Annotated in this window: 8 protein-coding genes; 3 read left to right on the plus strand and 5 right to left on the minus strand. The window is 57.9% G+C overall.

Annotated elements, in window-relative coordinates; genetic code table 11:
* The first annotated feature begins 74 nt into the window (after positions 1 to 74).
* Positions 75 to 878 carry an MFS transporter gene (locus QM649_RS11210; RefSeq protein WP_415199128.1) on the plus strand — a complete coding sequence of 268 codons (804 nt, stop codon included), beginning with the start codon at positions 75 to 77 and terminating at the stop codon, positions 876 to 878.
* A 468-nt stretch (positions 879 to 1,346) separates the two neighbouring features.
* On the opposite strand, the gene QM649_RS11215 is transcribed toward QM649_RS11210, so the two are convergent.
* The 4 genes from QM649_RS11215 to QM649_RS11230 all read right to left on the minus strand — a co-directional run bounded on the left by QM649_RS11215 (position 1,347) and on the right by QM649_RS11230 (position 9,289).
* Positions 1,347 to 3,521 carry a S9 family peptidase gene (locus QM649_RS11215; RefSeq protein ID WP_415199129.1) on the minus strand — a complete coding sequence of 725 codons (2,175 nt, stop codon included), beginning with the start codon at positions 3,519 to 3,521 and terminating at the stop codon, positions 1,347 to 1,349.
* Positions 3,522 to 3,596: 75 nt separating this feature from the next.
* Entirely contained in the window at positions 3,597 to 6,815 is a 3,219-nt protein-coding gene (locus tag QM649_RS11220) for a carboxypeptidase regulatory-like domain-containing protein (RefSeq protein WP_415199130.1), read from the minus strand.
* A gap of 65 nt (positions 6,816 to 6,880) precedes the next feature.
* Positions 6,881 to 7,525: an FMN-binding negative transcriptional regulator gene (locus QM649_RS11225; RefSeq protein WP_415199131.1), complete on the minus strand. Its 645-nt coding sequence runs from the start codon at positions 7,523 to 7,525 to the stop codon at positions 6,881 to 6,883.
* Between the two features lie 90 nt (positions 7,526 to 7,615).
* Complete coding sequence (locus QM649_RS11230; protein WP_415199132.1) at positions 7,616 to 9,289, minus strand: amidohydrolase; 1,674 nt, start codon at positions 9,287 to 9,289, stop codon at positions 7,616 to 7,618.
* Between QM649_RS11230 and QM649_RS11235 the strand changes: the two genes are divergently transcribed.
* On the plus strand, positions 9,273 to 10,907 hold the full coding sequence (locus tag QM649_RS11235; RefSeq protein ID WP_415199133.1) for a PLP-dependent aminotransferase family protein: 1,635 nt from the start codon (positions 9,273 to 9,275) through the stop codon (positions 10,905 to 10,907). The genes QM649_RS11230 and QM649_RS11235 overlap by 17 nt on opposite strands.
* 299 nt (positions 10,908 to 11,206) lie before the next feature.
* Here the strand turns inward: QM649_RS11235 and QM649_RS11240 are convergent, their stop codons facing one another.
* On the minus strand, positions 11,207 to 11,716 hold the full coding sequence (locus QM649_RS11240; protein WP_415199134.1) for a DUF4142 domain-containing protein: 510 nt from the start codon (positions 11,714 to 11,716) through the stop codon (positions 11,207 to 11,209).
* A 231-nt stretch (positions 11,717 to 11,947) separates the two neighbouring features.
* Between QM649_RS11240 and QM649_RS11245 the strand changes: the two genes are divergently transcribed.
* Positions 11,948 to 13,213 (plus strand): Gfo/Idh/MocA family oxidoreductase, encoded by a 1,266-nt coding sequence (locus QM649_RS11245; protein ID WP_415199135.1) that lies wholly within the window; start codon positions 11,948 to 11,950, stop codon positions 13,211 to 13,213.
* Positions 13,214 to 13,246 lie beyond the last annotated feature (33 nt).

Consider the following 13,246-nt stretch of genomic DNA (forward strand, 5'->3'; position numbering starts at 1 on the left):
GAAAATTGCCTGCCAGGTGAATCCAAAAGGGCGAACAGAGACGAGAAATCCACGAACAACCGAAGGCCCTCGCCTTGTATGGCGCGACATTTGGTCTCGCGAATATCTGCGGGTGGTTGCTTGGTGGATTTCTCGTCTCTGTTCGCCCTTTTGGATTCACCTGGCAGGCAATTTTCTTCGTCAACATACCGATAGGAATCGCCGCGTTTGCCGGAGGCATTTTCCTTCTCGAAGAGAATTGCTCGGAGCACGCCAGAAGGCTCGATATCTTAGGTGTCGCGCTGCTCTCGCTAACTCTCGGCTGCCTTGTATATCCACTCATACAGGGGCGGGAGGCAGGATGGCCACGATGGATGTTCGGAATGCTGTTTCTGTCGCTGGTTTCGTTCAACAGCTTCCTCCGCTACGAGAAATACCTTTCCAAAGAAGGCCGAGACCCTCTGGTAGAAATTTCGTTCTTTCGCAACCGCCGATTTGTAATAGGCCTGGTCATGGGGCTGGTCTTTTACATGATCTCGGCGTTCTATCTGACGTTTTCGGTGTATCTCCAGGGCGGACTTCATAAGTCTCCCCTGCAGGCCGGATTCGCCGTATTGCCTTTTGCCGTCAGCTTCTTTCTAGGATCGCTGGCCTCTTCCCATGTCATGCGCCGTCTTGATATCTATGCGCTGACCCTGGGCTTCGCACTCCAGGTGGTTGGATTCGGAACGGTAGCTCTGGCCGTCCGATATGGACTGCTGTGGGGACTCGAAACAGGACTCGCATGTGCGGGAATTGGCTACGGCATCGTCATGCCTGGGGTCATCAAAGCCGTCATCGGCGGCATTGACGAGCGCCATGCGGGCCTGGCCTCCGGAACAGTGATGACGACACTTTAGATCGGCTCGGCATTCGGCGTCGCAATCGTCGGCGGCGTGTTCTACACCGTTCTCCATGCGCAGACGAATCTCCCCTCGCATGCCCGCGCATTCAGCGACGCGACCGCCTTGAATGTTGCGCTTCTCGCATTGGGAGGAGTGTTGTCTCTGTTTCTCCCTAGAGACATGAATGCGCCGGGCATGAGTCTTCCCTCAGCAGGGATTACCCTTGAATAGTGACATCCCGCCGGGGCAAGGGGAAGTCGCATTCTGACTCTGCGTGCCATGCTCTCAGGATTTCATCGGGTCTCACCACCGAAATCAAACATCCGCCAGGACCGTCATGTCGGGCAGATCGGGAGTTCCCGGTTTCTTGTAGCCTACGACGATCAGGCAGCGCTTGAGAAGACGAAAGAGCCAGCATCGCTGCTGGCTCATTCGTCAATACTCCCGAATAGTCTGAGCTGAGCGTGTTTAAGTAAGTCTCCGCTAATGGCCTGTCGTTTCGGGTTTTAAGTGCTGAGAGAACCAATCCAGTTCGCGGGTAAGTGAGTCGATCTGGTGTTCCGTCTCGTGGAAGATATGAGGCTCGCGCGGATAGACGACCATGGCTGCTTCGCGGTTCAGGTAGCGTAGTGCATGGTAGAACTCCTGTCCCTGGCCGAGTGGGACGCGAACGTCGGCGCCTCCATGCAGAACAAGCGTGGGAGTATGGCAGTTGGCGGCAAAGCGAACCGGCGAGTGCAGGTCCAGATCCTTATAGCTCTTGGCGTAGACGTTATATAGCGCGTCGAGATAGCTCGGAGCAATGTCGGTTGTCGTGGCCATGCTGTAGATATCTGTCACCGCTGCGCCAGCCATGGCTGCCTTGAAGCGATCTGTGTGCGTCACAGCCCATGCAGTCATGAAGCCGCCATAACTCCAGCCTGCAATCACCATGCGATCGGGGTCGGCATAGCCCTGCTGGATGACCCAGTCCGTGCCCGCCATGACATCGGCAAAGTCACCGCCGCCGCCATCCTGGTAGTTGGCCTCGGTGAAGTCGATGGATTGCCCGGAGGAGCCACGGTAGTTCGGCTGTAGGACAACATAGCCCTGCGAGGCCAGCAGGAGAGCGTAGTTGTACCATGTGGCGCTGAATCCAACGGTAAAGGATTCTTCAGGACCGCCGTGAATGTGAATGGCGGTCTTGTAGCGCTTGCCGGGCGTGTAGCCGGGTGGCAAGGTAAGCACGCCGTAGATAACACGGTGATCCTTTGGATTGATCCATTGCACTTCACGCTGTTCGCCAAGCGCCCAGTCTTTTGTCTGAGGGTTGGTGTCTGAGAGGACGGTCGCAGCATCCGCGCGCCAGAGGGTGACTTCCGCCGGTTGTGTGGGAGTCTCACTCAGGAACGCAATGGAAGAGCCGTCTTTGGTTGCGTCGAAGTCGAGGGCCGTCGGTGTGAGGTGGTCAAGCTGCGTGACCGTAAGCGTCGCGGGATCGAAGATGTGCGCTTCCGTGTGCGCATGGACAAAGGCGTTCACAAGCAGCCGGTTGCCGGTGAGCCAGCGCATTTCGTACAAAGTGCCGTCGAGCTTGTCTTCGAGCCGGATGTCTTTGCCGGTCGAGAGATTGCGGATGAAGTGCTCATCGGTGATGCGCTTCTGTGTGAAGCGGGAATAGGAAACGTTCTGTCCATCGAGGGAATAGACAGGTGTTTCATAGCCGGATTTTTTTTCGATCACCTGCGTGATCTCGCCACTGGATGTCGAGAACACTTCGACGACAGAGACGCGCCAGTAATCGTCGATGCGCGGCGTGGGCGAAACGCGGGCAAGAATGCCTGTGCCGTCCGGAGACCAATCGATGGAGTCTACATTGATGTCCTGGCGGGAGAGTAGTCGCGCCTGGTGCGTGTCCACATCGTAGATCCAGAGGCGATCGAAATGATATTCGCCGTCGATGATCTCGCGGTCATCCTTCTTCTTCTTGCGCACGCTCTCCTCGGGAGTATCAGCATCCGTACGAAGAAACGCGATGTGCTTACCGTCTTTCGACCATTGGAAAGACTTGATGCCGCCTGGAATGTTGGTGAGGGGCTGCGCCTCGCCGCCATCGAGTGAGATCGACCAGAGCTGCATGCCCTTTTGCTCATCGTCTTCGCTCGGCACAGGGGCAGGCGGCGGAGGCTGAGAATCTTTTTGCTGCGTAGCTGGTGTCTGCGATTGTGCGGGTGGAGCGCCCGCGGGCTTGTTGATCAGTTCTTTCGGGATATCGCCGCGATAGTTTCCGGGAGCGACGCTGAAGTGAAAGGGCGAGCCTGGCGATGCGAGAGGGTTCGGGCGGCTGGAGAGAAAGACAAGGGTGCGGCCATCCGGTGACCAGGCCGGAGAGCTGTCGTCTCCTGCGCCGGAGACGAAGAGGCGGGCGGACGAAGAGCGATCAGTGGGGACGAGCCAGATGTGCTCGTTGTGTGGCTTGCCGGCTGGCATGGGCGTCGTCACGGTATAGGCAATGAGCTTGCCGTCTGGGGAGATCTTCGGTGCCTCGATGCTCCTCAGTCCTGCGATATCAGCCGGCTGTACGGTGTGCTTTTGCGCATGACACGGAAAGGGGAGAAGCAGGGAGGCCAACGCAAGGAAACAGGCGGGGCGACGTGAGGCGAAACGGGAGACGTGCATCGAGGCTCCTGGAATATGGCTCAAGAAAGGATCAGAGCGCGCCGGTCGAAATGGCGAAAGGCGCGCTCTGATTGTTTAGAACTGCAGTTTGAGCGCGAACTGCATGGAGCGCGGCGAGCCGATCTGATAGAGGCTGCTGAAGCCGCCATCGGCGCCACCTCCACCGAGGCTATCGGCAAGCGTGTGTTCGGAGATACCGAAATACTGGTTGGTCAGCGAATTGCGATCGCTGTCATTGGTGCCGGGATCGCCGAAGAGCGGGTGATTAAAGACGTTGAACGCCTCCGCCCGGAACTGGAGCGCAAGGCTGTCGTGAATCGGGAAGGTGCGGCGAAGCGCGATATCTTCCTGCCACGCACTGAAGCCGCGAATGGTGTTGCGCTGCAGGTCGCCTTGCGCATCGATAGAGGGCGTGGAGAAGTGAGCGGGGTTATAGCCCTTGCCGCCGGGGCAGGGCAGACCGCCATTGCGGCTCGCGCAGGTAGCACCGCGAACGTAGAGCGGAGTATTGGGGACGATGTTGGGGCGCTGATTGACCGCGTCGTCATTCCATTCCATCCCGAAGGCGCCGTAGACACCGGTGTTCACATTCACGGGGAGTGACGTGTTGGAGCGGAACAGGCTGTCGAGGGCCCAACCGTTGCTGGCATACCGGGCAAGAGCATGGCTGCCATGGAGGCCGGGCACTTCATAGGTGATGGCGTTCGAGAAGGACTGGCGCACGTCGAGATCGGAGTTGCCGTAATCCTGATGTGGATCGTAGATCGTGTGGTACGGGTTTGGCAGCGCAAGGCTCGAGGAGTTATCGAGCGCATGCGACCAGGTGTAGCTGAAGAGCGCCTGGAGATGGTGTGAGAGGTTCTGCTTGAACTGGACCTGCAGCGAGTTGTAGTTCGAGTACGCGTGATTGAAGTAAGCGGTCAGATACTCGAAGTTGGCATTGCCGCCTTCCGCGGGCTGGAGAAGTTCACTGCGAAGCAGATTGTCTCCCTTGTTGCCGACATAGCTGATCTGGAGAGTGCGGCTGTTGCCGAGACTTTGCTGAAGTGCCACGTCCCACATGGTGACGCGGGGATCCTTGAGGTGGGGATCGAATGCGAAGACCAGGCCATACGGTGGATCGGTGCTGAGGGGAGCAGGCGTGCCGGCAGAGACGTCAAGCGGATACTCGCCGTCCGCGCCATACAGGTACTTGGTGCTGGTGTAAGGAGTACCGAGGGTTCCCTGGGCGCCGATCTCGTTTCCAAGACCATAGTAGACGCCTGCGCCGGCGCGGATGACCGTTTCCATTCCAGGTTGGGTGCGGGCGAGATATGAGAAACCGACGCGCGGAGCGAAATTGGTGCGGCTCTCATTCCAGAGTTTGGTTCCGGCCGGAGCGAGCGCGACGTTCGCCGGGTCTTCCAGATTGGTTGCGGTGTAAAGGGGATATTTGCCGGAGCTCGGCGGAGGATCGATGTCCCAGCGGAGGCCGTAGTTGAGGGTAAAGCGAGGGCCCAGCTGCCAGGAGTCCTCGGCGAAGAGAGAAACGTTATTGAAGATGGGATGAATCTGGGCCGTCTCAGCGCTGTCGATGGCGGCGTAGACGGGATCCTGCGTGGTGACCAGCGTCTTCACATCGGCGAAGTCGTAAAAGATGTCGTATGGCCGGTATCCATTGAGTGGCGTAAGACGCCGGTAGTCGCCGCCGAATTTGAACGCGTGATGGCCATGCGTCCAGCTGAAGCTATCCACATAGTTGAGTTGGCGCTGATGGTTGGTGGCATCGTTGCCTACGTAGTAGTCTCCGGTACCGTCGTTGAAGAAGACGCCGAAGACCGCGGTATTCAGGTTGTATTGTGGCTGCGACTGAAAGAGGTAGGCATCCGAGGGCGCGGTCGCGCCTCCGAAGTCGGTCGGGCTGACCGTGGTGGCGCCTTTGGCGTGGCTGATGTTGAAGCGGAAGTCGTTTACGAGCGACGAGCTGAGGATGTAAGTGGCCCCGGCCGTAATGGTGTCGACGTTGGAGATGGTGTGGCTGAGAGTGGAGCGGGTGTAATAGTCGAAAGCGCCGTACTGCTCACCATCCGAGGGAGCATAGTCACCGCGGACGAAGAGGTTGAGCTTTGAGGTCGGGCTGTAGTCGAGTCTGACGCTGGTCGCGTTCAACGTCGACGGGTTGGAAAACGTGGCATAAAAGATGCCGGTGTAATTGCCGGCGATATCCTGCCCCGCGGAGGGCTTGGCATACGCGTCAAGAAGCGGTGCCACCGCCGAGGAGGCCTGGCTGCGGGCCCAGGTCGTTGGCACAACGTCCTCGCGGGATTCGGGAACGCGGAGTCGCAGTCCCTCGTAGGATCCGAAGAAGAAAAGCTTGTTCCTGACGATAGGGCCGCCGAAGACGCCGCCGAAATCATTCTGCTTCTCGGCCTGGCGAGGGAGACCTTCTTCATTATTGAACCAGTTGTTGGCGTCGAAGATCTCGTTGCGAAGGTACTCGAAGAGCGTGCCGTGGAACTGATTGCTGCCGGAGCGGGTCACGATCGAAAGCTGTGCGCCGGTGGTGCGGCCATACTCGGCGTCGAAGGTGGAGGTTTGTATCTTGTATTCCTGCATCGCATCGACAGATACAAGGTTGTTATATCCGCCGTTGTTGCTTGTTGCCTGTGAGGTGCCGCCGCCTGCGGTGCCGAGATAAACGTTGCTGCCCTGCGTGATGCCAACGTCGGCGCTCACACCGTCGATAGTGAAGTAGTTGGCGTCCGTGCGCTGACCGTTGACGCTGAACTGGCCGGCGTTGGTGTAGTAAGTCTTTGCGGTGACATTGCCTGGAGTCAGCGCAATCAGGGCCTGGAAGCTGCGGCCGTTCAGCGGCATATTCTCAATGAACTTGCGGTCGACAGTGGTCGAAATGGCATTCGAGGTCTCGAGCTCATCGGTCTGTCCATTTACGGAGACAGATTCGCTGGCCGATCCGACTTCCAGTGTGATCTCCTCGCCCAGGTTGTCCTGTGCGTGGAGATCGATGCTCTCGATGATGCCTTCCTTGAATCCGGGCGCAACGATGCTGAGCTTATAGCGGCTGGGCCTGAGCTGGGCAAAGTGGAAGATGCCGTCCTGGCCGGTGGTCGCGGTCAGTGACTGGCTGGTAGCGATGTCGGTGATGGTCACCTTCGCCCCGGGAATGCGCGCTCCGCCGTGATCGGAGACGGTGCCGTTCATCGCGCCGCTTTCCAATTGTGCAGAGGCCATCTGTGTCAGCCCCGCAACGCTGAGCATCAAGATCAAGAGAAGAACAACAGGGTGTCGCTTCATAGCGTCTCCTTAAAAACCTTTCGGTAACAGCGTGCATACTCAGAAAAAAGGCCTTCACCGGCGTGCTATTCGCGCCCGGCGTTTTGCTCGCGAATCATCGCGGCAAGCTTGCGATGCTCGGGAGCGTCATGTCCCCCGAGTGCGTCGGCGACCGCAAGTGCATCGCGCAGCGGTTCGTCCTGCCCTAACTTGAACTTCGCTTCCACCCGCGAAACGCGTAGCCGGAAACCGGTGATACCGGCGAACCTGCGGGTGATCTCACTGCGGGGTATCTCGCTGGTCTTCCAACCCCCGGGATAGGACGATTCCATGCGGTTCACCAGCAGCTCAAGCGAGTGATCGAGCTGCGGCTCTTCCTGGAACTCGATGGTGCCGTAGCAGTGCACAGCCGTGTAGTAGTAGGTCGAGGGCATCTGCCGATCGGGATACCAGCTGGCGGTGACGTAACTCCACGGGCCTTCGAAGATCACCAGCACCGGTGCGGTGTTCTGCCGCATAGCCGCAAGGTGTTCGTTCGCCCGGGCGATGTGGCTCACAAGCACAAGCTCATCGACCGAATCGCTACCTGCAGCCTTTTCCACCAGAAATGGAAGATTGGTGGCCAGAGGACCCGTGTCGCTTTGGCTGACGAGTAGCGCCCAGGGGTTCTCGTCGATGATCTGTCGAATATCCGCCGGCGATTTGGGTTGCCAGCACGGGCGCACAAACATACACGTCTCCTGAAGTGGTTCGGCTGCGCTGCCGCTCCGGCGAATGTTGCCGGCATGTTGCGCAGGTCAGACACGATTGCTGCGACACCGTCAGGGCCTGACGATTTCACCACCGAGGACAGTGGTTAAAACCTTCACGTGCTCGATCTGAACGGGGTCGATGTGAAAGATGTCGTCGGAAAGAACGTCGAAATCGGCGAGCTTTCCGGGCTCCAGACTGCCCTTAATGTCGTCCTGAGATTCCGCGTAGGCAGAGCCCACGGTATAGGCATGCACGGCCTGTTCGACGGTGAGCTTCTGCTCCGGGAACCATCCATCGGGATGCTTGCCATCCAGCGTGCGGCGCGTTATGGCTGCATAAATGGTGAGCAGGGGATTGATGGGCGCGACGAACCAGTCCGTTCCAAATGCAAGCGTCGCGCCGGAGTCGAGCAGCGATCGAAATGCATACGTGCTCCTGGCTCGTTCATGCCCGAGGCGGGTTTCGGCCCATCGTCCATCATCGATGGCGTGATACGGCTGCACCGAGGCGATGACATGGAGCTGACCGAAACGCGGGATGTCTTCCGGGCGCAGTGTCTGAGCGTGCTCGATGCGGAGACGACGGTCAGCGGGACCGTCCTCTTTCTCCAGACGCTCGTACAAATCGAGGATCACTTTGTTCGCGTGATCGCCGATGGCATGCGTGGCGATGTGATTGCCTGCCTGGTCTGCAGCCTTCAGCTCGGCATAGAACTTCTCCGGATCGGCCAGGTCTTCCGAGGGCAGACCTCTGTTTCCTGGCTGGTCGTCGAAGGGCTGTTCAAACCATGCTGTCGCCGAGCCGAGAGAACCATCGGCAAAGGCTTTAAGTGAGCCGATGACCAGCGTGTCGTTGCCGAAGTTGGTCATGATTCCGAGAGCACGATAGCGCGCATCCTCCGGCAACGGAAAGCGGGCCGCCACGCGTACTTTCCATTTGCCTTCCGCGATGAGCTCCTGATAGCCGCGCACGATGCGGGCTTCCATGTCGGCGGCCTCGGTGCCGGTAAAGCCCATGTCCTGCACGCTGGTCACGCCGTTGTCGAGCGCATACTTCTGGGCAGCGAGGAGCGCGGTTCTCACCTGGGCATCGGTCGGCGGCGGAATCGCGCGAGTGATGAGATCCTTCGCCGCGTCCTTAAATACGCCGGTGGGATTGCCGTCGGCATCACGAACGATCGTGCCGCCGACCACGTCTTTGGTATTCCTGTCCACACCGGCAAGCTTCATCGCCAGTGCGTTCGCGAGAATCTGGTGGCCGTCTGTACGCTGGACCCATACAGGATTATTCGGCGTGACGGCGTCGATCCAGTCGTGGCGTGGCAGCTCCACGGGAGACCATTTCTGTTCATCCCAGTTGCCGTCGACGATCCATGCGCCGGAGGGCTGGGTTTTGGCGAAGGCCGCGATGCGGGCAACGAACTCCTCGCGGCTGCGAGCATCGGTGAGCTGAACGCTGGCGAGTCCCTGACCACCCCAGAAGAAATGAACGTGCGCATCGTTGAAGCCCGGAACCACGCGGTGTCCCTTGAGGTCGATCACCTTCGTATCCGGGCCCGCGAGTCTTTGAATTTCAGCGTCTGAGCCGACGGCGAGAATGCGATGACCGGAGATTGCGAGCGCCTCTGCTTCCGGCTGCCTCGGGTTCTCCGTCCATACCTTTCCGTGGAGGGCGATCATGTCCACCTGCGCAGAGAGCGGCCGGGAAAGCAGAACCGCCACAAGCATGAGGATCTTTCGCACGGAATCTCCTGACTCGAATAAGGGGAAGTGGATTGAGCTGGATTGGCTCCAGCCCCGTAAAACACATTCTTTGCAGCGTTTCGTAAAAGTACGGCGAAGTCTGGATGGTGTAAAGAGCCAGTTTTTGCAGTTATGCTGGTGCCAGATTTTCATTTATCGCCAGCCTGAGGTTTCCCCCATGAAAGGCTTTGAGCATCTCGACCTGGATCGCGACTATCGGCGCACCCTGCAGACGCAGCTGACCGAGCAGCTGAAGGGCATGATCCAGCAGGGTGAGCTCAGGCCGGCGGAGAGATTGCCGTCGACGCGAGCATTGGCCGATGAGCTCCGGATCTCGCGCAACACGGTCGTGGCGGCCTATGAGCAGCTGGAAAGCGAAGGCTATCTGCAGGCACATGAGCGAAGCGCCTTCACGGTCGGCGCCGCAGCAAGAGCCTTCGCGCGGCCACGGCGCGGCGATGCCATGGCGGGACAAAGAGCAGTGGGTCCGCCGCGAACTCTCATCGCGCCCAGGCCATTCCGGCCTGCGCAGCCGGACATTCACCTCTTCTCGCTCAAGACCTGGAATCGTCACCGGACGAGGGTGCTGCATGAGTCCCTGCTGCTGCAATATCAGTCGCGATTTTCGATGGGGCTGGATGTGCTGCGACAGAACGTTGGAGCTTATTTGCAGGAGAGTCGAGGGATCCGCTGCCATTGGGATGAGATCGTGATCACCGGCGGCTCGCAGCAGGCGCTGTTCATGGTGGGACAGCTTCTTCTGGGGCGCGGTAGCAGCGTCTATATGGAAGACCCAGGATTTCCTGGAGCCATGAGGGCATGGCAACAGACTGAGGCCACGATCGTACCTGCGCCGGTCGATGATGAAGGAATCTGTCTGCCCCTTCCAATGGCGGAGCAGGCAAAGGTGGTATACGTAACCCCGTCACATCAGTTTCCGCTGGGTGTATGCATGTCGCTGGAGAGACGACTGGAACTGCTGCGAGTGGCGCGCGAGCGCGAGTTGTGGGTGGTCGAGGACGACTACGATTCAGAGTTTCGATACAACAGTGCGCCGCAACCCAGTTTGCAGAGTCTGGACGAGTACCGCAGGGTGATCTACGTGGGATCGTTCAGCAAGACACTATTCCCCGGGCTAAGGCTGGGTTACATGGTGTTACCACCGCAGCTGGTGGAGCGCTTTGCGCGCCTGAAGGCGACACTCGAAGATCATGGACCGCTCATCGATCAGGCTACGCTCGCAAGCTTCCTGGAGAGCGGTGCATTCGACTCGCATCTTCGCCGTTGCAGAAGAATCTACCGCGAGCGGCAACAGCTCTTTCTGGATCTGGTAAGCAGGAAGGGGCTGCCGCTGCGCTTTCCTGTCACAGGCCGAGGGATGAACCTGGCGGGACACTTCGTAATCAGGACCGACGATGTCCGAATCGGCGCGGCTTTGGAAAGGGAAGGAGTGGATACGCCACCCCTCTCCTCGTACTGCAGCCAGGCCCGATGTTCGGGACTGCTGTTTGGCGTCACGGCGTTTACGGATACGGAAATTCGAGCAGGCATCGAAACACTGGCGAGCACGCTGTCCCCCAGCATGGTGGTTAAGAAAAGCAGATCGAGGAACCAATAGGCCCTCCCTGCGCTCTGAGGCCACATCCGGAAGTACCTGACCCGCAGCTCGGGCTATCGAGATTCACTAGAAATTCGGTTAGGAGCCAAGATCGCCTTTCCTAAGCCGAGATCGAGATTCTTCAACCAATCGTTCCTCGAGGTGCGCGGCAATGGCCATCTCTCTTCACTACATCCGAAAGGCTCGGGAGAGCCATGCTGCGAATCGTGCATGGAAACGCGGACCGCTTCATTCTTGAATCTGGTCAGCTTTGTAAGGTTTTCGTCATTTGCTAAGACGGAAGCTCACGGTCCTTGAACCTAGAGCTTCTTCTTAAGGTCGTAGGCCATGTTTTTGTGCGCCGCAACGACAGTTTTGGCCTTGAGTACGGCGGCGCGAAACTTCGTGTCCTTCGTATCTTTTGCTTCGGTCGTGAATAACCGTAAGGCTTTGGCATGATCGCTTACCATCGCATCGATGTATTCCTTGTCAAAGTCGGCGCCCGAAAGACCATTCAGCTTTTCGTACTCTTGCTTGTGATCATCATCGAGATCTGTCGGTGCTGTGAGTCCCCACTCTTCGGCAAAAGGCTTCATGCTGGCCGACAACTTCTTGTGCTCAACCACCATCTTTTCCGCGAAAGTTTTCACGTCCGGGTTGGAGGCCTTCTCTTCTGCCAACTGGCTGAGTTTGATCTCATTGACATCCGATTGTGCAGCCGTCGCTAGAAACTTCTTATCGTCATCCGATTGCGCATGCGCCGCAGTCGAACATAGGAGTATTCCGGCAAATGCCGCCGCGCCTAGATAGGTCTTGACCGAAGATTTCATATGTTAGCTCCTGAACGGTGCTCAGGTACCGCGAGACTACCTCAGCTATCCGTGGGTAGATCATTTTCAAATGCGCTTGCTGGGAATGGGAGATCGTCGCAGTATCATTGGTTGCTCATGTGGAGGACAGATTTTATTCTTCGTGCCCACACAGATTTATCCATAGCTGTTTATGCGTTCCTGTCAAAAGCACTTTTAGAGCTTCAATGAGGTCACTGCATCTCACAGCGTATGTCTGCTCTTGCGGAGATCTCACGACGCCGGCTCCTTCAAAACACCGCGGCCTATGCTGCCGCAACTCTTGCTCATCATGCAGGCGCGCAAACGACGATATCAGCCTCGCCTGGCTCTCAAGATGAGGTGCAACTCTCGCAAATTCATGGGCCCTCGGAAGAGGACGAAAAAGCTCCCGGCCCCTTCCTTGCGCCAGATGGTCGAGTTGGATATGCCGTCGTGGGGCTCGGCAGACTGGCGATCGATCAGATCTTGCCGGCCTTTGGCCGATCCCGCTACTCGAAGCCTGTTGCTCTGGTCAGTGGCGATCGGGATAAAGCACGAAAGATCGCGGCTCAATATGGAATCGCTTCAAACTCCATCTACAGTAGTTACGAGAATTACGAAGGGCTGGCCGCAAACGAACAGGTGCAGGCCATCTACGTCGTGCTCCCAAACGGCATGCATGAAGAATATGTGACCCGTGGCGCGAAAATTGGGAAGCACATGCTCTGCGAGAAGCCGATGGCGACTTCAAGTGCCGAAGCGAAACGCATGATCGACGCATCTGAAGCGGCCAAGGTCAAACTCATGATTGCCTATCGGCAGCAGTACGAGCCGAACAATCGCATGTTGGCCCGGATGGTGGCGTCCGGAAAGATGGGCAAGCTGAGGGGTTTCCTCGCGACAAACTCGCAGCAGCAAGGTGATCCCATTCAGTGGCGGTTAAAGAAGGCAATGGCTGGAGGTGGCTGTCTGCCGGATGTCGGTCTGTACTGTCTCAATGCGGCCCGGTTCCTGTCAGGACAGGAGCCCGAACGTATTTCCGCACAGCTTTGGCAGCCGAAGGACGATCCACGATTCCGCGAGGTAGAAGCAAGTATTTCCTTCAGCCTGTACTTCAAGTCAGGTTTTGTTGCGACTTGCACGGCTAGCTATGACGTGCACAAAAGCCAGATGTTTCGTCTCGAAGGAACGGACGCATGGGCTGATATGAGTCCTGCGTTTGCTTACCACGGCAATAAGCTCAGCTGGTCCCTGCTCGATGGAAAAGAAGAAATGAAGTTTGTACCGCAGGTGGAAGAAAAAGATCAATTCGCGTTAGAGGTGGATCACTTCTCGGACTGTATCCTGCAGGAGAAAATTCCGCACACGCCAGGCGAAGAAGGTTTGCAGGACCATCGGATCATGGAGGCTATCTACGAGGCTGCAGAGAGCGGCAAGGTCATACACTTGTCAGGTCTCCTGCAATCCACACGCGGGCCAGAACCAGAGACAACATAAAATACTTGGCAATAATAAAGACCGTTCTGTCTG

The sequence above is a fragment of the Silvibacterium sp. genome (assembly GCF_047605705.1).
Classification (GTDB): Bacteria; Acidobacteriota; Terriglobia; order Terriglobales; family Acidobacteriaceae; genus Silvibacterium.